General features: G+C 62.2%; 15 protein-coding genes. 11 read left to right on the top strand and 4 right to left on the bottom strand.

What is annotated here, in order from left to right; all coding sequences use genetic code 11:
* Positions 1–126: 126 nt before the first annotated feature.
* From H4V96_RS14435 to H4V96_RS14420, 4 genes are all read right to left on the bottom strand, one after another.
* On the bottom strand, positions 127–906 hold the full coding sequence (locus H4V96_RS14435) for an SDR family NAD(P)-dependent oxidoreductase (RefSeq protein ID WP_196856328.1): 780 nt from the start codon (positions 904–906) through the stop codon (positions 127–129).
* 78 nt (positions 907–984) lie between these two features.
* Entirely contained in the window at positions 985–2,190 is a 1,206-nt protein-coding gene (locus H4V96_RS14430; protein WP_196856329.1) for a cyclopropane-fatty-acyl-phospholipid synthase family protein, read from the bottom strand.
* The gene (locus H4V96_RS14425; RefSeq protein WP_196856330.1) at positions 2,187–2,963 is read right to left on the bottom strand and encodes a DUF1365 domain-containing protein; all 777 of its coding nucleotides are present in this window, start codon (positions 2,961–2,963) and stop codon (positions 2,187–2,189) included. Before H4V96_RS14425 ends, H4V96_RS14430 begins: the two co-directional genes overlap by 4 nt.
* The gene (locus tag H4V96_RS14420; RefSeq protein WP_196856331.1) at positions 2,960–4,243 is read right to left on the bottom strand and encodes an FAD-dependent oxidoreductase; all 1,284 of its coding nucleotides are present in this window, start codon (positions 4,241–4,243) and stop codon (positions 2,960–2,962) included. The genes H4V96_RS14425 and H4V96_RS14420 overlap by 4 nt, the downstream gene beginning before the upstream one ends.
* 95 nt (positions 4,244–4,338) lie before the next feature.
* Between H4V96_RS14420 and H4V96_RS14415 the strand changes: the two genes are divergently transcribed.
* The 11 genes from H4V96_RS14415 (at position 4,339) to H4V96_RS14365 (ending at position 22,985) form a co-directional block, all read left to right on the top strand.
* Positions 4,339–4,944, top strand: a complete 606-nt coding sequence (locus H4V96_RS14415) for a helix-turn-helix domain-containing protein (protein ID WP_029496535.1) — start codon at positions 4,339–4,341, stop codon at positions 4,942–4,944.
* On the top strand, positions 4,941–6,200 hold the full coding sequence (locus H4V96_RS14410) for an AMP-binding protein (protein WP_196856332.1): 1,260 nt from the start codon (positions 4,941–4,943) through the stop codon (positions 6,198–6,200). The genes H4V96_RS14415 and H4V96_RS14410 overlap by 4 nt, the downstream gene beginning before the upstream one ends.
* A 150-nt stretch (positions 6,201–6,350) precedes the next feature.
* Positions 6,351–6,734, top strand: a complete 384-nt coding sequence (locus tag H4V96_RS14405; RefSeq protein WP_280721022.1) for a phosphonate transporter — start codon at positions 6,351–6,353, stop codon at positions 6,732–6,734.
* Entirely contained in the window at positions 6,731–8,092 is a 1,362-nt protein-coding gene (locus H4V96_RS14400) for a sensor domain-containing diguanylate cyclase (RefSeq protein ID WP_196856333.1), read from the top strand. Before H4V96_RS14405 ends, H4V96_RS14400 begins: the two co-directional genes overlap by 4 nt.
* On the top strand, positions 8,082–9,830 hold the full coding sequence (locus tag H4V96_RS14395) for a bifunctional diguanylate cyclase/phosphodiesterase (RefSeq protein ID WP_010399671.1): 1,749 nt from the start codon (positions 8,082–8,084) through the stop codon (positions 9,828–9,830). Before H4V96_RS14400 ends, H4V96_RS14395 begins: the two co-directional genes overlap by 11 nt.
* Positions 9,831–9,953: 123 nt before the next feature.
* A complete protein-coding gene (locus tag H4V96_RS14390; protein WP_196856335.1) occupies positions 9,954–11,171 on the top strand; it encodes a YeeE/YedE family protein in 1,218 nt (405 codons plus the stop codon).
* A gap of 81 nt (positions 11,172–11,252) precedes the next feature.
* Positions 11,253–12,731 (top strand): sodium:solute symporter, encoded by a 1,479-nt coding sequence (locus H4V96_RS14385; RefSeq protein ID WP_196856336.1) that lies wholly within the window; start codon positions 11,253–11,255, stop codon positions 12,729–12,731.
* A 75-nt stretch (positions 12,732–12,806) separates the two neighbouring features.
* Complete coding sequence (gene sppA, locus H4V96_RS14380) at positions 12,807–14,681, top strand: signal peptide peptidase SppA (RefSeq protein WP_070346829.1); 1,875 nt, start codon at positions 12,807–12,809, stop codon at positions 14,679–14,681.
* Between the two features lie 557 nt (positions 14,682–15,238).
* The gene (locus tag H4V96_RS14375; protein ID WP_196856337.1) at positions 15,239–16,615 is read left to right on the top strand and encodes an efflux RND transporter periplasmic adaptor subunit; all 1,377 of its coding nucleotides are present in this window, start codon (positions 15,239–15,241) and stop codon (positions 16,613–16,615) included.
* The gene (locus tag H4V96_RS14370; RefSeq protein ID WP_196856338.1) at positions 16,612–19,737 is read left to right on the top strand and encodes an efflux RND transporter permease subunit; all 3,126 of its coding nucleotides are present in this window, start codon (positions 16,612–16,614) and stop codon (positions 19,735–19,737) included. Before H4V96_RS14375 ends, H4V96_RS14370 begins: the two co-directional genes overlap by 4 nt.
* Complete coding sequence (locus H4V96_RS14365; RefSeq protein ID WP_196856339.1) at positions 19,734–22,985, top strand: efflux RND transporter permease subunit; 3,252 nt, start codon at positions 19,734–19,736, stop codon at positions 22,983–22,985. The genes H4V96_RS14370 and H4V96_RS14365 overlap by 4 nt, the downstream gene beginning before the upstream one ends.
* Position 22,986: the final 1 nt, after the last annotated feature.

Here is a 22,986-nt window from a genome sequence, read left to right as displayed (position 1 = left end):
AGCTTGCCCACTTCAGGTGGGCCTATAGTAGCACCGCAGCGTGGCGGCCGTGCAGCATGCTGGCTGCCTGTCCCACCGTGTATGGGGCAGGCGTGGCATGCCACGCCTGCGGCGGTTCGGTAGCATTCATTGCGCCGGCAAGATACGGGAGATTACGGCGAAGCGCCAACGGTAAGGCAGCCAGCGCAGCAGCTTGAGCACCAGCGTGAAGCGCTTCGGAAAATGAATCTCGAACTGCCCGGCCGCCAGCCCTTGCCGGATCGCCTTGGCGGCCGCCTGCGGTGTTTGCAGCGCAGGCATGGCGAAGGTGTTCTGCGCTGTCAGGGGTGTCTGCACGAAGCCGGGATTAATCAGGTAGACGTCGAGCCCGCGCGGCTGCAGGTCAAGGTAAAGCAGTTCCGCCAGGTTGATCAGCGCGGCCTTGCTGGGGCCGTACACGCTGGCATTGGGCAGACCGATGTAACCGGCGACGCTGGCGATGATGGCGATGCCGCCGCTGCCGCGCATCAGCATCGCCGGCAGCACCACCGCCAGACCCGTGTAGACGCTGCCCAGGTTCACGGCCAGCGTGTGGGCGGCGCCCTCTGGCCTGACTTCCCAGCTGCGTTCCGGCTGATAGGCTGCGGCGCAGAACACGATCAAGTCCACGCCACCCATCTGTTCGCACAGTTCCTGGTGGCGTTCGCGCCAGGCATCCTGGTCCAGGATATCGAAGGGCGCGACGATGGCTTGCGGGTGTCCGTTGGCCACCTCTTGCAGCAGCTCGGCACGGCGTGCTGACACAGCCACGCGTGCGCCTGCCTGCAGCAATTGCTCTGCCAGCGCTGCGCCGATGCCGCTCGATGCGCCAACGAGCCAGACGCGCCGGCCCGCCCATGTACTGATGGGCCGGTTCAAGGGACGCACGTGCGCCTCCCCGATATCAGCACGGTCACAATGGGCCGCCGCGCGAAAACCGGGCCGACCGAGCATGGCCGGGCGGGACTAGGTCTTCTGGAGCAGGAATTGGATAACATCGGTTCGTCCCTCGTCAAAGGCAGCTTCGCAATAGGCGAAGTACATATGCCAGATGCGCAGAAAGTGTTCATCGAAGCCCAGGCCTGTGATTTGCGGATGGTGCAAGCGGCAGCGGGCATCCCAGCGGCGCAGCGTTTCGGCGTAGTCGCGGCCGAAGGCGTGGCGTTCGACCGGGCGCAGGCCGCAAAGTGCTGCCTGGCGTTCAAAGCGTTCCACGCTGGGCAGCATTCCCCCAGGAAAAATGTACTGCTGAATGAAATCGGTGCTGCTGCGGTAGCGCGCAAAATGCTGTTCGCCGATGGTGATGGACTGTATCAACGCCTGCGCGCCGGGCTTGAGCCGTGCCGTGACGGTGTGGAAATACTGCGGCCAGTACTGCTCGCCCACGGCCTCGAACATTTCAATCGACACCACGGCGTCGTACTCGCCACGCAGGTCGCGGTAGTCGCACAGCTCAAGCTGTACCCGCTCGCTCAGTCCCAGCGCTTGTATGCGGCGCTGCGCCACCTCGAGCTGCGACGGTGAAATCGTCACGCCATGCACGTCGATGCCTTGCTGCCCGGCATGCTCAGCAAAGCCGCCCCAGCCGCAGCCGATTTCCAGCACGCTCTGGCCTGGCTTTAGTTGGAGTACGTCGATGATGCGCTGGTACTTGCGCCGCTGCGCTTCCTGCAGCGTCAGCTGGTAGTCGCCGTCGAACAGCGCGCTCGAGTACGTCCAGCTGGGATCGAGCCAGAGCTGGTAGAAGTCGTTGCCGATGTCGTAATGCGCGTGGATATTGCGCTCGCTGCCCTTGCGCGTGTTGGGGCGCAGCCAGTGCCGCAGCCGGTACCAGCAGCGCGCCAGCGCACCGCCGAACACCAAATGGTCGAGCGCCGCTTCGTTGCGCAGCGCCAGGCGCAGCAGCGCTGTCAGGTCGGGCGTGCTGGCCCAGCCAGCAGCATACGCTTCGGCAAAGCCGATGTCGCCGGCGCGCAGGATGCGCTGGCAGGCACGCCAGTCGTGCAGTCGCAGCGTCGCGCCCGGCGATGCATGGGCATCGCCGAACACCACGCGTGTATTGCAGGGGGTGATCAGTTCCAGGTGTCCGTGGCTGATATTGTTCAGTAGGCTAAGAAATAGCCGGGCGCCGGCCGGCGCGGACAGCTTGACGGTGGATAAGGTGCGATTCATCGGGCAGTCTCCTGGTGCACGGTGGTTTGATGGATGGGGGCAGGTGGCTTGCTGAAAAATGGCACGTGCTTGAGCCAGAGCCGCAACGCTTGCCAGTGTATGCGCAACATGATGCCCAGCCCCAATAGTGGATAGCGCAGCAGGGCGCCAGCCAATGCGCTGTCGCTCATCGGCATGGCACGGCCGCTCAGTGCGGTGCGCAGCAGCACGCCATCATCGTCGTGATAGTCGAGCTCGGTGCAATGGCTGGCACCGCCCAGGCGGAAGCGAAAGCGGTAGTGTCCGCTCACCTCGCAGAACGGTGACACGTGCATCTGCTTGTCGGCAGTGGCGGTGGCCGGGCCACCGGCCGTATCGGCGATGCGCAGCAGGTAGCGGTGGCTTTCGCCGAAGGTGTTGTTAACCTCAGCCAGCACCGCGCGCAGCCGGCCAGCCGTGTCGTAGCAATGCCAGAAACTGACGGGATTGAACACATAGCCAGCAACGCGGGGAAAGGTTTGCAGCCAGATTTCACCGTCGGCATCGATGTGGTGCTCGCGTAGCAGTGTGCGCATCCATTGTTCCAGGCTGGAGCCATCGCGCGGGCCATGGTCGCGCCGGCGTATCGACAGCGGCCGCCAGCGGTCCACGCCGAACCAGCGCGACTGGCATTCGTCCAGCCGGGCCAGGTTCAAACGTACATAAAACAGCGGATAGACGAAGCGGTGCGGCACCGGACGCAGGCGCGCATGCGTCACATGGCCGTGCAACAGCTGGGCGGCAGGCTGCTTCATGGCAGCACATTCCATGTCGGTGCCGTGTCGAAGGCTGCAGCGATGCGCAGTGCCGATTTCAAGCCGTCTTCGTGGAAGCCATAACCGGTCCAGGCACCGGCGAACCAGGCGCCGTCCTTGCCCTGGATCTGCGCCAACTGCTGCTGCGCGCGCACAGTAGCGAGGTCCATCACCGGGTGGGCGTAGTTGAACTTGGCCAGCAGTGTGTTCTCGGCCGGCAAGGTGTGCGGATTGAGCGTCACGATCACCGGTGTCTCGAACGGCAGTGCCTGCAGCTGGTTCAGCCAGTAGCTCACGCACACGGGGCGCTGTCCGTCCGCCTGCGCGCCTGCCAGGTAGTTCCAGGCCGACCAGACCTTGCGTCGCCGTGGCATCAGATTTGCGTCCGTGTGCAGGTAGGCCGTATTGGGCTGGTAGCGCACGCCGCCGAGGATGGCGCGCTCTGTCTGGCTGGCGTCTTGCAACATGGCCAGCGTGGTCGGCGCGTGGGTGGCGAACACGACAGCGTCGAATGGCTCGGCGTCCGCGCTGCTGCTGCACACCTGCATGCTGCCCGCGCTGCGCCGCACGCCCAGTACGGGCGTGTTCAGGCGCACGTCAGGCAGCGTGGCGGCGATCTTGTCGACATAGTTGCGCGCTCCGCCTGCGACCGTGCGCCACTGCGGGCGGCCGTTGACCTGCAACAGGCCGTGGTTGAGACAGAAACGCAAAAAAGTCGCTGCCGGAAATTGCAGGATATCGCGTGGCGAACTGGACCAGATTGCCGCCGCCATCGGCAGCAAGTAGGCATCGCGGAAGCGCGCGCCATAGCTCTCCTGCTGCAGAAGCTGTCCCAGCGTCAGCGCGGTCTGGATTGCGCTTTGTAAAAAGCGCTCCGCGTTGCGGTTGAAATGCAGGATGTCCCATAGCATGCGCAGGAAGCTCGGCGAGCCCGCGTTGGTGCGCTGTGCGAACACGCTGTCGAGGCTGGTGCCTGCCCATTCCAGCGTTCCGCCGTCGACAGATACGCCGAACGACATGTCGCTGGCGATGCTGTCGACGCCGAGTTCCTCAAACAGCAACACAAGGTTGGGATAGGTATGCTCGTTAAAGACCAGGAAGCCCGTGTCGACGCCATGGCAGCGTCCTTCCAGTGTCACGTCCACGGTGTTGGTGTGGCCGCCAAGATAGTCGGCGGCTTCGAACAGCACGACGTCGTGCTTGCGGTTGAGAAAATAGGCGCTGGCCAGGCCTGAAATGCCGGAGCCGATGATGGCGATACGTTTGCGTGGCGGATTCATGTAGTTTTGCTTGGTATACTGACCGTTTTGTACTGGTATGCTAATATTACTACCATCAAACAACAAAAGCTACTAATTAGTATCTAAATTTATCAATGAGTATCCTCCCAAGACTAAGCTTTAAAAATCAAGCATTTAAGCTGCGTGAGAACGCAATCCTCGATGCCGCGACGGCGGTGCTGAGCCAAAAAGGCTATGACTTGATGACCATGGATGACGTCGCCGGCACGGTAGGCATCTCCAAACCGAGCCTTTACAAGCACTTTAAGTCCAAGGAAGAGCTGGTCGGTGAGGCGCTGATACGCCTGCTCGATGGCGCCCTCGATTATGTCGCCGCGCTAGATAGCTCACTTAGTGCCGTGCAGAAATTGTCGTCCCTGCTCGAGTGGGCGCTGCGGGTGCGCCTGGGCGGCGGCTTGCCGTTCTTGCCATCGAGCAGCCCGCATGTGCGCGATATGTTGATCCGCAATGTGAAGTACATGCTGCGAGTCATGAAACTGAACCGGCAGCTGGAGGCTTTGGTCAAGCTGGCGCAGCAGGCGGGGCAATTGAACCCGGAACTACCTACCGACGTTATATTGTTCAGCTATTACGCTCGCACCTGTGACCCTGCGGTCGAGTACTTGCAGAAATACAGCAAGATGGCGCCTGATGATATTGTGCGCCATATGCTCAAAGTAGCGCTTGAAGGCTTGGCGTGAATCAGACTCAAACACCATACCCGCCCTGCGTCAACTGGTGGCACGACGGCGCGTTGCTGCGCCGTTTTGTGTCGGACTTCATGCATGCTGAATTGAGCATGATGCGCCGTGGGCGCGCAGGTTTGCCGTCGTTGCCGTGGCCGCAAAGCTGGCAACTGGAAGCTGATTTGGGTGTCGATTCACTTGAGCGTCATGCCCTGGCGACGGCGCTGTCCGCCTGCTTGCATCTGCACCAGAGTGATGCTGACCAGGCGTTGCTCGAGTGCGTGACGCTGGAACAGTGGATCGCCTGCGCGCGCAAGGGCCTCGACCATTACAGCGCCGAGTTGAGCTTTAAAACCTCAGGCAGCAGCGGCGTGCCCAAAAGCTGCCCCCACACACTCGACATGCTATGGCAAGAGGCGTGCTTTTTTGCAGCGCAATTCGGCCATGCGCGGCGCATCGTGTATGCCGTTCCTGCGCATCATATTTACGGCTTCCTGTTCAGTGTGCTGCTGCCACTGGCATTGGCCCCCGCGCGCGCCGCGCTTGTCGATGCCAGAAACATGCTGCCGATGCAGTTGATCGCGCAGGCCGCAGACGGGGACGTGATTATCGGCTATCCTGAGCTGTGGGCCGCCGTTGCGCGACAAGCCCCAAGCTGGCCTGCTGGTGTGACGGGCGTGACGTCGACTGCGCCATGCCCGCGCGACGTGGCGCTGCAACTGGCTGCGTCCGGCTTGTTGCTGGCCGAAATATACGGTAGCAGCGAAAGCGCAGGGGTAGGCTGGCGCAGCGATGCGCGCCAGCCTTATGTTTTGCTGCCCTACTGGCGTCGCGGCGAGGCTGGCGATACTTTGCTGCGCCAGGCGTCGAACGGCAGCGAGCTGCGCTGCGACTGCCAGGACCAGATCGACTGGCACGGCGAGCATAGTTTCGTCCCAGCGGGCCGGCATGACCAGGCAGTGCAGGTCGGTGGTACGAACGTTTATCCGGCGCAGGTGGCACAGGTGCTCAAGCGTCATCCTGGCGTCAGCGAGGCCCATGTGCGGCTGATGCGCGCGGACGAAGGGCAGCGGCTGAAGGCCTTCGTGGTGGCCGCGCACCTCGGCGGTGCCGAGTGCCTGCCGGATCAGCTGGCGGCCTGGGTCAGGCAGCGCTTGCCGCCTGCGGCGCGTCCGGTATCGTTCACCATCGGCGCCGCTCTGCCGATGAACCGGCAGGGCAAGCTCATCGACTGGATCATCAGCGATGGCCCTGGGGTAGGCGAACCGTAGAGAGATGGATATGCGTGATGGACAAGTGTGATGGACTCGCAATGCTTGTACGGACGCGCTGCCGGGTGAGGCTTGGAGACCCGCAGTAGCTTGATTAACACGACAACAGAGATCCTCTTGCGATCCGTACAGGAGTTGCTAACAATGAATATGCATACAGAAATACAGTTTGACCAGCCTGGCATCATCATGCTGCTGGAAACGGCAGAGGAAGCGGCGCTCAATGCGTTCGGCTTCGGTGTCATCGGCTTTGGGCGCGATGGCCGGGTACAGCGCTATAACACCTTCGAATCGAAGGCGGCGGGACTCAGCGTCGAGCGCGTGCTGCAGCAGGATCTGTTCATGGTGGTCGCGCCATGCATGAACAATTTCCTGGTCGCGCAGCGCTTTGCGGACGCGTATGAAAGCGGGCAAGTGCTGGACGATACGATCAGCTACGTGCTGACACTGCGCATGCGGCCCACGAGGGTCAAGCTGCGCTTGCTGTCGGATCCAGCGGCCGATCTATCCTACGTCCTGGTGCATCGCTTATGAGTAGCGTCATCAATTCGACGGAGTCCGAGGAGTACGAGGCACTGCTGCAGTTTCTGTACATGGCGCCGGTTGGCCTGGTTCAAATTTCTTCAGACGGTACCATCATCATGCTCAATCCGCTATCGGCCCAGCTGTTGATGCCGCTGAGCCAGGATGGCGAGTTGACCAACCTGTTCGATGCGCTCGCACCGGTTGCGCCAGACCTGCAGTTGCAGTGCAGTCAGTTTGCTGCAAGCTATGGCCAAATCTGTGACGCAACTCGGCTATACCTGCACGCGGACGATGCCGCCAACGGGCCGCAGGTGCTATCGCTGAGTATGCTCAAGCTCGATGAGGAGCGGTTGATGGCAGTGCTCAACGACATCACCTTGCAAGACAGGCGCGAACGACAGCTGCGCAAGACCGACGCTTGGCTTAACGCGATCATGACCAATATTGCCGACTACGCCTTGGTTAGCCTGGACAAGCAAGGCCGCATCGAGTCCTGGAATGAAAGCATTGCGCGTGTCACTGGCCATGCGCCTGGCGTCAAAGGGGAGCCCTATGCAATTTTTTACCCCGCCGGAGCGACCACGCAAGAGCAGCAAATGGAGCGTTTGCGGGAGGCAGACGAGAACGGCTGGACGCTGCATGAAGGCGCGCGGCTACGTGCCGATGGCCACGAATTCTGGGGTAGTTCGATGATTTCACCATTGCCTGCCCGTATCGAAGAGAACGCAGAGCCTTGCGAGCTGAGCGATGAAGAACCTGCTTATTGCATGATCATCCGGGACATTTCAGATAAGCGTGATGTCAGCGAGAATCTGCGCAAGGCAGCTTATTGCGACCATCTTACCGGCCTGTCAAATCGCCGGGCTTTTTTCGAGGCTGCCGATCTGGAGTTGCTGCGCCGCAATAACGCATTGCGGCCGTTGTCGCTGATCATGCTCGATGCCGACCATTTTAAGGCGATCAACGACCAATACGGTCATCCGGCGGGCGATGCGGTACTGTGCCATCTGGCGGCCACGATGAAGAGCGTATGCCGCCAGATTGACATACTGGCGCGCATCGGAGGCGAGGAATTTGCGGTGATTTTACCGTCTGTGAATTTGGCCGATGTCATGGCGGTAGCGGAGCGCTTAAGGAAGCAAGTTCAACTCATTCCCGCCATGTATGAACAGCATGTCATCGCATACACTATCAGCATCGGCGTTGCGGTAATGGACGATAGTGTGAGCGGATTCGACGCACTGATGAAACGCGCCGATCAAGCCTTGTATGCGGCGAAACGCGCAGGTCGAAACCGCGTCGTATGCCTGGACGCTGAGGCAGCGCATTTTCCCGCACAGCAGACAGGAGTGGGTCATGAGTGGTGAGCAGGATAGTGCCTATGAGTCTTTAGTACAGTTTTTGTATCGTGCTCCTGTTGCGCTCATACAGCTGCAAAAAGATGGCAGTATCGAGATGCTCAACCCAATGGCCGCGCAATTGTTAATGCCGCTGTCTGCCGATGGCGATCTGGTCAATTTATTTCAGGTACTACAGCCGTATGCGCCGGGCCTGCTGCGCCTGTGCGCTAACTTCAAGCCCGAGCAAGGATTGATCTGCGAGGGGATGAGGATCGCGGTCAATGAGCATCAGCGACAGCATCCGGAAAGTCCTGCAGTATTGTCACTGGGCTTGCTGAAAGTCGATGGCAATCGCTTGATGGCCATAGTGATGGACGCTACGCATGAGGTGGTGCGAGAGCAACGACTGCTGGCTAGTCGTCTGGCAAGTGCCGCAAAGCTCGATACCTTGACACAGTTGCCGAACCGCGCAGGTGCGCTCGAATTGTTATCCACGATGACGCAGCGCGCACGTGCGCCGAGCGGCGATTATTGCGCTGTATTGTTCATTAACTTTGATCGCTTCAAGCAGATTAATGACACCTTGGGCAACGAGGTCGGAGATCAGGTCATTGTCCTTGTGGCGGAACGCCTGAGCACTAATCTGAGATCGAGCAGCCGGCCACCTGGAAGCCGCACTTCGACTGAGCTGATAGCCAGAGTCGGCGGCGACGAGTTCGCTGTGCTATTGGATGGCGTCACTGAGCGTGGCGTCGTGTCAGCCATTGCCGCACGCTTGCTTGAGCGCCTGAGCAAACCGTACATGATAGGCAGTCATGAGATCACATGCACCTTCAGCGCCGGCATCGTGGTGCTGAACTCAGAAGCGCATGATGCCGATGATCTGCTGCGTGACGCTGCGATAGCGATGGCCATCGCCAAGGCTGGAGGAGGCGACCGTTTTGCGATATTTCGCCAGCAGATGCGCGAGGATGCGCTGTTGCGCGGCGGCTTGGAAAGCGATCTCCGGTATGCCATAGAGCGCGGTGAATTATACAATTTGTATCAGCCTGTGGTCCGACTCTTGGCGGACGGTAAAGTTGACCCGACAGCAGGCGTCGAAGCCCTGGTAAGGTGGCAACATCCGGTGCGCGGAGTAGTCGGTCCCGTGGAATTCATCGGTATCGCCGAGGACTGTGGCTTGATTGGCGCCATCGGTGAAAAAGTGTTGGAAAGGGCATGCCGCGATTTTGTACGCTGGAAGCAGCGCTTGGGAGCGCGCGCGCCGCGCTTGCTGGCAGTCAATTTATCGCGCGCGCAACTGAGCCAAGACGATTTGTGCGACAAGGTGAGCGCCATTCTTGCGGCCAGCGGCATGGAGCCAGATAAATTGCAGTTGGAAATTACCGAGAGTTTGGCGGCGCAGGGAAAAGACATCCAAGAACAGTTGCTTCGCCTGAAAGCGCTGGGAGTCAAGCTGGCCCTCGATGATTTTGGAACCGGTTATTCCTCGCTATCAAGCTTGCACTTGTTACCCGTCGATACCGTCAAGATTGACCGTTCATTTGTTACCTTGGCCGGTACCAGCCGCCATCATGAAGTGTTAATAGAAGCGACGGTGAAAGTGGCGCGTAGCCTGGGCATGAATACCGTCGCGGAAGGAATCGAGACGCAACAGCAAGCAGCCGTGGTGTACGCCCAGGGATGCGACAAGGGCCAGGGCTATCTGTATAGCCGGCCGATCACTGGAGAGGCAATTGAGGAATGGTTAAGCAACATCGCCTAGCTTGAAAAGTCCAGCGTGCCAACGGGCAATCTCAGGCCCCGCGCGTGCCGCAGCGTGCCGGCTGGCAGAAAGCAGCAAAAAGGGCGAAAATAGGGCTTACCTTCCTCTCGTCCTCATTCTCCCATGTCCGATACTGCAACTTCCCCCCTGCGCCTGCGCGCCGATATCAATCCGAAACCACTGGGCCTTGCCCTGCTGCTCATCGTGCTGGGCGCGTGGTATCTGGCGCAGACGGTAGGCGCCACCCAATGCGCGCTGTATGTGGTGGGTGCCTTGCTCGGCATGACGCTGTATCACGCGGCCTTCGGCTTTACCTCGGCCTGGCGCGTCTTTATTGCCGATGGCCGCGGCGATGGCTTGCGCGCGCAAATGCTGATGCTGGCCGTGGGCGTGGCGTTGTTTTTTCCTGCGCTGTCGGCCGGTAGCCTGTTCGGCACGCCCGTCGCGGGCCTCGTCGCGCCGGCCGGCACTTCGGTGATCGTCGGCGCCTTCATCTTCGGCATCGGCATGCAACTGGGCGGTGGTTGCGCCTCCGGCACCCTCTACACGGTCGGTGGTGGCAGCACGCGCATGCTCATCACGCTGGCCGCCTTCATCGTCGGCTCCGTGATCGGTACGGCGCACATGCCATTTTGGACCTCGCTGCCCCAGCTCAAGCCCATTTCCCTGGTGACGACCCTGGGCCTGCTGCCCGCGCTGGCGCTGAACTGGATCGTTTTCGCGCTGATCGCCGGCATTACGGTGCTGGTTGAAAAACGTCGCCATGGCAAGCTCGTCGCGACACCCGTGCGGCCTGCGCAAGCGTCGCCCTGGCTGCATGGCCCCTGGCCTTTGGTGGCGGGCGCCATCGCGCTCGTGGTGCTGAACTTCGCCACCCTGGCGCTGTCGGGCAAGCCGTGGGGCGTGACGTCTGCGTTTGCCCTGTTGGGCGCGAAAGCGGCAGCCGTGGTCGGCATCGACACGGCCAGTTGGGCCTACTGGTCCACCAAGGCCAACGCCGCCGCCCTGGCCGCGCCTTTGATGCAAGACAAGACTTCCGTGATGGATATCGGCATCGTGCTGGGCGCCATGCTGGCGGCGGCGCTGGCCGGTCGCTATGCACCCGTGTGGCGCATCGCGCTGCGCTCGATCGTCGCTGCCGTCGTCGGCGGCTTGCTGCTCGGCTATGGCGCGCGCCTGGCCTACGGCTGCAATATCGGCGCGTATTTCAGCGGCATCGTCTCGGGCAGCTTGCACGGCTGGCTGTGGCTGGTGTGCGCTTTTCTGGGCAACGTCGTCGGCACGCGCTTGCGTCCGTGGTTCGGGCTGGAAGTGGAGCGCGTGAAAGCGGGCGGCTGTTGATACCGGATTGACTGGGGGCATGGCTGTGCGCTTTGCTGTATATTTCTGCCCCTGTTCATCTTTACCGCCAGCGCAACGCCCATGTCCCCAGTCATCCTGTTTGCCGTCGTCCTCGCGTATTTTCTGATCTTGCTGGGCGTAGCATGGCGCACTTCGCGCCACGCCACCAACGAGAGTTTTTTCATCGGCAACAAGGATAGCCACTGGATGCTGGTTGCCTTTGGCATGGTCGGCACCACGCTCACGGGCGTCACCTTCATCAGCGTGCCGGGCGCCGTGGGGAGCAACGGTTTTGGCTACGTGCAGCTGATGATAGGCTATGTGCTCGGCTACCTGGCCATCACTGTCATTTTGCTGCCGCTGTACTACCGGCTGCAGCTCACTTCCATTTACCGCTACCTGGAATTGCGCCTGGGCCGCCGTTCCTACCAGAGCGGGGCGGCATTTTTCATCCTCTCGCGTCTGCTGGGTGCTACGGCGCGCTTGTATCTGGTGGTCAATATTTTGCAGGTAAGCATCCTCGACAGCTTCGGCGTGCCGTTCTGGCTGACTGCGTGCGTCGTGCTGCTGCTGATCGTGCTCTATACGCTTGAGGGCGGTGTCAAAACCATCGTCTGGACCGATACCCTGCAAACGGCCTGCATGCTGGCAGGGCTGGTGATTTGCAGCGTGTTTTTGCTGCGTGAAATGCACCTGTCCCTCATCGACAGTCTCGAACAGATGCGCGCGCAAGGCCTGACGCGCATCTTCAACGTCGACCCGGACAGCCCCGCCTATGTGTGGAAGCACATCGTGGCCGGCATGTTCATCACCATCGCCATGACGGGCATGGACCAGGAAATGATGCAAAAGAACATTTCCGTGCGCAGCTTGCGCGACTCGCAAAAAAATATGCTCAGCCTGACCGTGGTGCTCACTGGCGTACTGCTGCTATTCCTGTTCCTCGGCGGGCTTTTACATCTGTACGCGCCGCTGGCCGGCGTGACGGCCACGGGCGATAAATTGTTCCCGGCCGTGGTGCTCGGGCATTTCCCCGCCGTGGTGCAGCTGATTTTCTTTATCGCCCTCATTTCCGCCCTGTTTCCCAGCGTGGATGGGGCGCTGACGGCGCTCACCTCCACCTTCTGCATCGATATCCTGGGCGTGCAGCGCAGGCCGGAGTTGAGTGCGGCGGCGCAGATGCGCTGGCGCCGCCGCGTTCACCTGGGGTTTTCCGCACTGTTCTTGACCCTCATCATGGCCTTCAAGTGGATCGACAGCCCCAGCATGATCGTCGTCATCCTGAAGCTGGCCAGCTATACCTATGGCCCGCTGCTGGGCTTGTTCGCCTTCGGCCTGCTGTGCAAACGCGGCGTGCGTGAGCGCTGGGTGCCGCTGGCGGTCTTGGCGGGGCCGTTGCTGTGCGCGCTGCTCGAAGGGGGGCAGGCGCGCCTGTTTGAACATTACCGTATCGGCCTGGAATTGCTGATCCTGAATGGCGCCCTGGTACTGTGCGCCCTGTTCCTCATTTCCACGCCGCCATCGCCAGCGGGTCCGGGTGCGGCAGACTTGTCAAAATAAGACGAATCCCAAGACGATCGCGGCTATTTTCAGCTATATTGATTTCCTTTCGGTACCTAACCCCACGGAGTATCAATGTCACTCAATCCCTTCCCGCCGCTGCGTCGCGGCTTTGGCGCATTCTGGCGCGCGCTCGACGCCACCCGCCGCACGGTCATCAACCTGATTTTCCTGCTGATCGTCATCGCCATCCTGATCGCCATCTTTGGCGGCGGCGCCAAGCCGCTGGCAGAAAAGACCACCCTGGTGCTGGACTTGCAAGGCCCGCTGGTCGAAGAAACGCCGGGCGGTGTGCGCGAAGCGGTGCTGGCCAATGTCAGTGGCGAAGCCAAGAAAAGCGTGCAGCTGCGCGACGTGCTGGCGGTGCTTGACACAGCATCGAAGGACAAGCACATCGGTTCCATGGTGATCCTGCTCGACGAGCTGCAGGGCGGTGGCCTGGCGTCGCTGCGCGAAGTGGCGGCCGGCGTGGAGCGTTTCCGCGCCACGGGCAAGAAAGTCACGGCCTGGGGTTCGAGCTACAACCAGCGCCAGTACCTGGTGGCGGCCAAGGCCGACGAGGTGTATCTGCATCCGATGGGCGGCGTCTTGCTGGAAGGCTTTGGTCGCTATCGCAATTACTACCGCGATGCGCTCGACAAGGTTGGCGTGACGGTCAACCTGCTGAAAGTGGGCACCTACAAGAGTGCGGCCGAGCCTTTCATCGCCAACGGCCCGTCCGAAGCGGCCGCCGAAGCGGACCGCTACCTGAACAATGGCTTGTGGACGACCTACACGGCGGACGTGGAAAAGGCGCGCAAGCTGCCGGCCGGCGCCATCATGCAGTCGATCGACAATCTGCCTGCCTTGATGACGGCGGCCGGCGGCGACCTGGGCAAGCTGTCGCTCAACGCCAAGCTGGTTGACGGCCTGAAAACGCGCGATGAACTGCGCCAGTTCATGATGGCGCGCGGTGCGAAGAATACCGAAGGCACGAGCTTTCGCCAGATCAATTACACCGATTACCTGGCGCGATTGCGCCCCGTGCATATCGGCGACGCTGTCGGCGTGGTCATCGCTTCCGGTGAAATCGGCGACGGCATCGCGCCACCGGGCGCCATCGGCGGCCTGTCCACCTCGCGCCTGATCCGCCAGGCACGCGAAGACAAATCGATCAAGGCCATCGTGCTGCGCGTCGATTCGCCGGGTGGCAGCGCCTTCGGCTCGGAACTGATCCGTCGCGAACTGGAACTGACGCGCGCCGCCGGTAAACCGGTGGTCGTCTCGATGGGTAACGTGGCCGCTTCGGGCGGCTACTGGATCAGCACCTCGTCCGATGAAGTGATCGCCGACGCGGCCACCATCACCGGTTCCATCGGCGTGTTCGCGATTTTGCCGACGGCCGACAAGGTAGTGGAAAAGCTGGGCATCCACACAGCCGGTTCGCCTACCACCTGGCTGGCCGATGCAGGCAACCCTTTGCGTCCGCTCGATCCGCGTTTTGCACAAGTGATCCAGGGTTCGATCAACCACGTGTATGGCGACTTCCTGAACCTGGCCGCCAAGGCGCGCAAGAGCACGCCGGAAAAGATCAATGAAGTGGCGCAGGGCCGCGTCTGGACGGGCTTGCAGGCGAAAGAGCGCAACCTGGTCGACCGTATCGGCAGCTATGGCGATGCACTGGCATCGGCGGCCAAGCGGGCCAAGCTGGGCAGCGACTACCGCGTGACCTACCTGGAGCAGGAAACGTCGAACGTGGACCGCCTGATCGGCATGTTCGGCTCCAAAGCCATGGCCACCCTGGGGCTGGGCGAGCACGTGAAGCTGGGCCTGGCCACGACCGGCTTGCCGGCCGACGCGGCGCTGGGCATGGCGCAGGACCTCTCCTGGCTGTCGGGCATCACGCGCGAGCACAAGCCGTTCATGGCCCTCACGCATTGCCTGTGCGAGGTGCCCCTGGGCGGCAAATAAGGCCTGAGCAAAGCGTCTGCGCAGGCGACGATTTTGCCAGGTCTTATTTGGCCTTATTTAGCTTTATTCTGCCATATCTGACACCCCCAAGCCGGCTTCGCCCGGCTTGTTTCATTTCAGGAGCAGGAGCAGGTGCGGGCGCTGGCGTAGCCGTGGCCGTAGCCAGGTCAAGTGGGCTGGCGGGAGATTTGTAGCGAGTTTGTATCTGCACGGCACGCGCGCGCGCCGCAGCGCTGCCGTGGCGCTCACCGCCGCAAGCCTGATTTTTCCAACGTTTCTCATCGCGGGCGAGCGCACCGCTGGCGCGCATGGTACGGCCGTGCGCGCGCGACCGTACGGAATTGTTTCAAGCGGAAATAAAACAGATACATGGCTATGCTAAAGTCGTTTTCGTGCTGGGAACCGATGTTTTTTTGAGCTGATTATCAACTTTTGTTCAGCTCTCGATTTCCTGCGGCTTGATATATAACTTCGAAAAACGGCGTCCAGCCTGAGTGTATTCCACCTCTGCCGGCGCCACAGACTCGCCGTGCCAGCGGCCTATAAAAGGATAAGCGATGGATACGCAGACAGCACCCAATTGCCCACGGCGCAGCCGCCGCTCGAAAATCGTCGGCAGTGTCATCGCGCTGGTCGTCATGGCCGCGCTGGGTGGAGGTGCCTGGTACCTGACCCACTCGGGCAGCAGTGCTCAGGGTGGCGCCGGCATGGCCGGTCCCGGCGGCCCAGGAGGCCCTGGCGGACGCCGTGGCGGGCCCTCGACCACCGTGGGTGTGGCCACGGCGGTGAAATCGGACTTGCCCGTGGTGCTCGATGCGCTCGGCACCGTGACGGCGGCCTCCACCGTGACGGTGCGTGCGCAGGTATCGGGCATATTGAAAGAATTGAAATTCAAGGAAGGCGGCATGGTCAAGGCGGGCCAGGTGGTGGCGCAGATCGACCCGGCCCAGTTCGAGATGGCGCTAATGCAAGCCACGGGCCAGCGCCAGCGCGACGAAGCGCAATTAGAAAACGCGCGCCTGACCCTGAAACGCTATCAAACCCTGCTCGGGCAAGACTCCATCGCGCGCCAGGAGGTCGATACGCAGGCTGCCCTGGTCAAGCAGCTGGAAGGTACGGTCATGACCGACCGCGCCGCCGAAGGCACGGCCAGACTGAACCTCGGTTATACAAAAGTGGTGTCGCCGATCAGCGGCCGCGCAGGCTTGAAGGTGGTCGATATCGGCAACCTGGTGAGCACCAGCGACGCTGGCGGCGTGGTGGTGGTGACGCAGCTGTCGCCTATCGACGTGCAGTTTTCCGTGCCACAGGATAAAGTGCAGACTATCGAGGAGCGCCTCAATGCCGGCTCGGTCCTGCCGGCGCTGGCGCTGGACCGCACGCGCACGCACACCCTGGACAAGGGCAGCTTGAGCGCGCTCGATAACCAGGTCGACGTGCAGACGGGCACCGTGCGTGCCAAAGCCCGCTACACGAATGACAAAATGGCCCTGTTCCCCAGCCAGTTTGTCAACGTGCGCCTGGAGCTGGGCAATATCAAGGGCGCCGTGCTGGTACCCGTCACGGCTCTGCGCCACAGCAATAATGGCGACTTCGTGTATGTGCTCAAAGCCGACAAGACCGTTACCGTGCGCCCGGTCACACAGGGCCAGGCGAGTACCGACATGGTGGAAATCCGTGCCGGCCTGGAAGCGGGCGAGCAAGTCATCACGGAAGGCGCCGACCGCTTGAAGGAAGGCGCGAAAGTCACCTTGGCGGGTGACAAGCCGTCCGGCGCCCGCCGGGCTGGCGCTGGCGTCAACGCTGGCACTGGCGCGAACGGCGAACGTCGCCAGCGCCTCCCGCAGGCTGACGGTGCGGTCAGCGCATCGGCGTCTTCATCCGCGCCACCCACGGTGCCAGCCACGGTACCAGCGAAGGGCGCAGCGCAATGAGTCCATCGACGCCGTTCATCAAGCGCCCCGTCGCCACGGCGCTGCTGATGCTGGCCATCGTGCTGGCGGGGCTGGTCGGCTTCAAGTTGCTGCCGCTGGCCGCCTTGCCGCAGGTCGATTTCCCCACCATCCAAGTGCAGACGCTGTATCCGGGCGCCAGTCCCGAAGTCATGGGACAGACCGTGACGGCGCCGCTGGAGCGCCAGTTCGGGCAAATGTCGGGCTTGCAGCGCATGAGTTCTACCAGTGCCGCCGGCGTCTCCATCATCACCCTGCAGTTCACCCTCGGCCAGACCCTGGACGTGGCCGAGCAGGAAGTGCAGGCGGCCATCAACGCGGGCGGCTCGCTGCTGCCCACCGACTTGCCGGCGCCGCCCGTCTACGCCAAGATCAATCCGGCCGACGCGCCCGTGCTGACGCTGGCCATCACCTCGGACACCATGCCGCTGACGCAGGTGCAAAACATCGTCAATACGCGTTTGGCGCTGAAGATCAGCCAGGTCAATGGCGTGGGACTGGTGTCGCTGTCGGGCGGCCAGCGTCCCGCCGTGCGCATCCAGGGCGACACCAGGCTGCTAGCTTCATATGGCCTGGGCCTGGATAGCCTGCGCACGGCCATCGCGGCGGCCAACGTCAACAGCGCCAAGGGCAGTTTCGATGGCCCCACGCGCTCGTATACGATCAATGCCAACGACCAGCTGGTGACGGCGCAAGACTATAAGCGCCTGATCATCACGTATAAAAACGGCGCACCCGTGCGCCTGCTTGACGTAGCCAACGTCGTCGACAGCGCGGAAAACATGCGCCTGGGCGCCTGGTCGGGCAAGCAGCCGGCCATCATCTTGAACGTGCAGCGCCAGCCGGGCGCCAACGTCATCAAGACGGTAGACGCCATCAAGGCCCTGCTGCCCGACTTGCAGGCCAGCCTGCCGGCGGCCATGAAGCTCGACGTCTTGAGCGACCGCACCACGGGCATCCGCGCTTCCGTCGAACACGTGGAAATGGAACTGCTGCTGTCCGTGCTGCTGGTGGTGCTGGTGATCTTCGCGTTCTTGCACAGCCTGCGTGCCACGGTGATCGCCAGCCTGTCCGTGCCGATCTCGCTGATCGGCGCCTGCGGCGTCATGTACTTGCTTGGCTACAGCCTGAACAATCTGTCGCTGATGGCGCTGACGATCGCCACCGGTTTTGTCGTCGACGATGCCATCGTCATGATCGAAAACATCGCCCGCTACATCGAAGAGGGCGAGACACCGATGGCCGCCGCCCTGAAGGGCGCCTCGCAGATCGGCTTTACCATCATTTCGCTGACGGTCTCCTTGATCGCGGTACTCATTCCACTGCTCTTCATGGGAGACGTGGTGGGCCGCTTGTTCCGCGAATTCGCCATGACCCTGGCCATCACGATATTGATTTCCGCCGTCGTTTCGCTCACGCTGGTGCCGATGATGTCGGCGCGCTGGCTGAAAAGCCACGCCGATGAAAACGTTAGCGCCACCGGCCAGCGCCTCCAGGCTTTGCTCGATAAAGTCATCAGTCAGTATGACCATGCGCTCGTGTGGGTATTGCAACGCCAGGGTCTGACCTTGCTGGTGGCCCTGGCCACTTTGCTGCTGACGGTGATTTTGTACATCACGATACCGAAAGGCCTGTTCCCCACGCAGGACACGGGCCAGCTGCAGGCGCGCATTGAAACCTCGCAAGCCGTATCGTACGAACGCATGGCCGCCTTGCAGCAGGCAGCGGCCAGCGCGCTGCTCGAAGACCCCGATGTCGATACCCTCAGTTCACTGGTGGGCGTCGATGCGGCCAACAACACCATGCTGCACACGGGCAGCATGCTGATCAACCTGAAGCGTTCGCGCAGTGGCAAGCAGGACGACATCATGCAGCGCCTGCGCAACCGCGTGGCCAAGGTGGCCGGTGTGACCTTGTACCTGCAGCCGACGCAAGATTTGACCATCGATGCGGAATCGGGGCCGACGCAGTACCGCGTCTCGCTCGAAGGGGCCGATACGGCCACCGTCACCGAGTGGGCGGGCAAACTGGCGGCCCGCATGCGCGAAAAATCACAACTGCGCAACGTGGTCACGGACGCCGGTGCCACCGGCGCCGCCGCCGTGGTAGCCATCGACCGTGACAGCGCTGCGCGCATGTCCGTCACCACGGCCACCGTCGACGACGCCTTATACAACGCCTTCGGCCAGCGCATCATCTCGACAATTTTCACGGAAACCAACCAGTACCGCGTGATTCTCGAAGCGCAGCCCGGCATCGTCACCACGCCGGCCGACTTGTCGCAACTGCAGGTGCGCACGGGTTCCGGCAAGTCGACGCCCTTGTCCGCTTTTGCCAGCGTCAGCGAAAAACAGGTGCCGCTGCAGATCACGCACGTGGCGCAGTACCCGGCCACGACGCTCGGCTTTGATACTACGCAAGGCGTGGCGCTGGGCAGCGCCGTCGACGCCATCCGCCAGGCAGCGAAAGACATCGCCTTGCCCCCTTCGGTGAGCTTGACCTTCCTCGGCGCGGCCGGCGCGTATGAAAATTCGCTGTCGAACCAGCTGTGGCTGATCCTGGCCGCCGTCGTCTGCGTCTACATCGTGTTGGGCGTACTGTACGAAAGCTACATCCACCCGCTGACGATCCTGTCGACCCTGCCGTCTGCTGGCGTGGGCGCCTTGCTGGCGCTGATGATTTCCGGGCAGGACTTGGGCGTGATCGGCATCATCGGCATCATTCTGCTGATCGGCATCGTGAAAAAGAACGCCATCATGATGATCGATTTCGCCATCGAGGCCGAGCGCGACCAGGGCAAGAGCGCGCAGGACGCCATCCACCAGGCGGCGCTGCTGCGTTTTCGCCCTATCCTGATGACTACCCTGGCAGCGCTGTTCGCGGCCGTGCCGTTGATGCTGGGCTGGGGCGAGGGCGCCGAGTTGCGCCGTCCGCTTGGCCTGGCCATCTTCGGTGGCCTGATCGTCAGTCAGGTGCTGACCCTGTTTACGACGCCCGTCATCTATCTGGGCTTCGACCGCCTGGGCCAGCGCTTTAGGGCCCAGCCGAAGACACGCGAGGCGAGCCTGGAGCAGCCAGGCGATAATGCGGGGAGTGCTGCGTGAACCTGTCCTTACCGTTCGTCAAGCGGCCCATCGCCACTGTGCTGCTCACCATCGGCATCGCGCTCGCGGGCATCGGTGCCTTTTTCGTGCTGCCCGTCTCGCCGCTGCCGCAGGTCGATTATCCGACCATCTCCGTTAGCGCCAGCTTGCCCGGCGCCAGCCCCGCGACCATGGCCAGCTCGGTGGCTACGCCGCTGGAGCGGCGCCTGGGCGTCATTTCCGGCGTCAACGAGATGACCTCCTCGTCCAGCACGGGCTCGACGCGTATCAACCTGCAGTTCGATTTGAACCGCAAGATCGATTCGGCCGCGCGCGAAGTGCAGGCGGCCATTGCCGCCTCGCGCGCCGATTTGCCGGCCACGCTGCGCAGCAACCCGACCTACCGCAAGGCCAACCCGTCCGATGCGCCCGTGATCATCCTGGCGCTGACGTCGAAAATGCGCACGCCGGGCCAGATCTACGATGCCGTATCGAACCTGGTGCAGCAAAAGGTGGCGCAAGTGAAGGGCGTCGGCGACGTCGAGCTCGGTGGCGGCTCGCTGCCTGCCGTGCGCGTGGAATTGCTGCCGTACCAGCTCAATCACTATGCCGTGTCGATGGAAGACGTGCGTGCGGCTATCCAGGCCAGCAACGCCAACCGCCCCAAGGGAGCCATTTCCGGCGACGGGCGCAGCTTGCAGATCTACTCGTCTGCCAGCACGGCCTCGGGCGGGCGTAGCGCGGCAGACTACCGCAGCCTGGTAGTGGCCTGGCGCGACGGTGCCGCCATCCGCCTCGACGACGTGGCCGAAGTGGTCGACGGCGTGGAAAACAAGAATACTCTGGGCTTGTTCAATGGCGATCCGGCCGTCATCGTGCTGATCACGCGCCAGCCGGGCGCCAACGTCATCGCCACGGTGGACGGCGTGCGCGCGCTGCTGCCGCAACTGCAGGCACAGCTGCCCGGCGACATCAAGCTGCACGTGGCATCGGACAGCACCAACTCCATCCGCTCGTCCTTGCACGAGATCGAATTCACCCTGCTCCTTTCCATCGTGCTGGTAGTGCTGGTGGTCAGCGCCTTTTTGCGTAGCGTGCGCGCCACCATTATCCCGGCCGTGGCCACCATCGTTTCCTTGCTGGGGACCTTCGGCGTGATGTATATGCTCGGTTTTAGCCTGAATAACCTTTCCTTGATGGCGCTGACGGTGGCCACGGGCTTTGTCGTCGATGATGCCATCGTGGTGCTGGAAAACACGCAGCGCCACATCGAGGCGGGCATGGAGCGTTTCAAGGCGGCCCTGCTGGGCGCGCAGGAAGTGGGTTTCACCGTGCTGTCGATCAGCCTGTCGCTGGTGGCCGTCTTCATTCCGCTGCTATTCATGGGCGGGCAGGTAGGGCGTTTGTTCCGCGAGTTTGCCGTCACGCTGTCGGCGGCCGTGATGATTTCGCTGGTCATTTCACTGACCACCACGCCGATGATGTGCGCCTGGCTGCTGAAAAGCGGCGCGCAGCGCAAGGCGCCGGGCTTGGTCGCGCGCTGGTTCGAACGGGGCTTCGAGCGCATGCTGAAAGTGTATGAGCACTGCCTGGACTGGGCATTGTCCAGCGCCGCGCTGGTGATGACCATTTTGGTGTTCGTCGTCGGGCTCAATGTGTACTTGTTCGCAGCCGCGCCCAAGGGCTTCTTTCCGCAGCAGGATACGGGCCAGATCAGTGGCGGCATGCGCGCCGACCAGAGCATCTCGTTCCAGGCCATGCAGGGCAAGCTGCGCCAACTGGTCGACATCATCAAGGACGATCCCGCCGTCGCCACCGTGGTCGGCTTTACGGGCGGTGGCAGGGCAGGGGGCGGCTTCATGTTCATTGATCTGAAGCCTGCCTCGCAGCGCACGGACAAGGGGCAAGCCGTGATCGCCCGTTTGCGCCCGCAGCTGGCCAAGGTGACGGGTATTTCGCTGTTCCTCAACCCGGTGCAGGACCTGCGCATGGGCGGTCGGGCCAGCAATTCGACCTACCAGTACACCCTGATCAGTGACAACCAGGCCGACTTGAAGAAATGGGCGGCGAAACTGGCCGACCAGATGAAGCTGCAGCCGGCCTTGATCGACGTCGACACGGACCAGGCGGAAAATGGCGTGGAAACCTATGTTGCCATCGACAAGGACCGCGCCACGCAGCTGGGCGTGCAGGTGCGCGACATCGACAATGCGCTGTACAACAGCTTCGGCCAGCGCCAGGTGGCGACCATCTACGATGAGCTGAACCAGTATCACGTGATCATGGAAGTGGCGCCGCGCTATGCGCAAAGCCCGGAAGCGCTGCGCTCCGTGTATGTGCCGGCGTCGAATGCGGCGGCCGTTGCCGCCACGAGCGCTACCGCGTCGGCAACCACCACCGCTGCGACGACGAGCGCGGCGACGCCGAATACCACGGCGGCGCGCGACCCGTCCAGTGGTTCGGCTCTGCCCACGACCTTGGCGCGCATGGTGCCGCTGTCGTCGTTCAGCAGCTTCGCCGAAAGCGCGACGGCCACGTCCATCAACCACCAGGGCGGGGAACTGGCCACCACCGTGTCGTTCAACCTGGCCGACGGCTACCCGCTCAGCGACGGGCAGGCGGCCGTGGCCCAGGCGGTATCGGAAATCGGCATGCCGGTGAATGTGCGCGGCAGCTTCCAGGGCTCGGCCAAGAGCGCGCAGGAAAGCAGCCAGGAGCAGCCGCTCTTGATCCTGGCGGCCATCGTGGTGATTTACATCGTGCTGGGCATCCTTTACGAAAGCCTGGTGCACCCGATTACCGTACTGTCGACCTTGCCGTCGGCGGGGGTGGGCGCCGTACTGGCGCTGCTGATATTGCGCATGGAGTTTTCCATCATCGCCCTGATCGGCGTATTCCTGTTGATCGGTATCGTGAAGAAAAATGCCATATTGATCATCGACTTCGCGCTGGAGGCCGAGCGTGCGCGCGGGCTGACAGCGTTGGCCGCGGTGCGCGAGGCATGCTTGCTGCGTTTCCGCCCCATTCTGATGACCACCCTGGCAGCGGCGCTTGGCGCCTTGCCGCTGGCGATCGGTTTTGGCGAAGGCTCAGAGCTGCGCCAGCCCTTGGGGGTTGCCATCATCGGCGGGCTCATTGCCAGCCAGTTACTCACATTGCTGACCACCCCGGTGGTCTACATCCTGCTCGACAAGCTGCGCACGCGCAGCGTCGACGAGCAGCAATTGAGCCGCATTCCTGGGCCAGATAAGCCGAGCACACAATCATGAA

The sequence above is a fragment of the Janthinobacterium sp. CG_23.4 genome (assembly GCF_029892305.1).
Lineage (GTDB): Bacteria > Pseudomonadota > Gammaproteobacteria > Burkholderiales > Burkholderiaceae_D > Janthinobacterium > Janthinobacterium lividum_D.
This window is presented reverse-complemented; position numbering and strand designations above follow the sequence as displayed.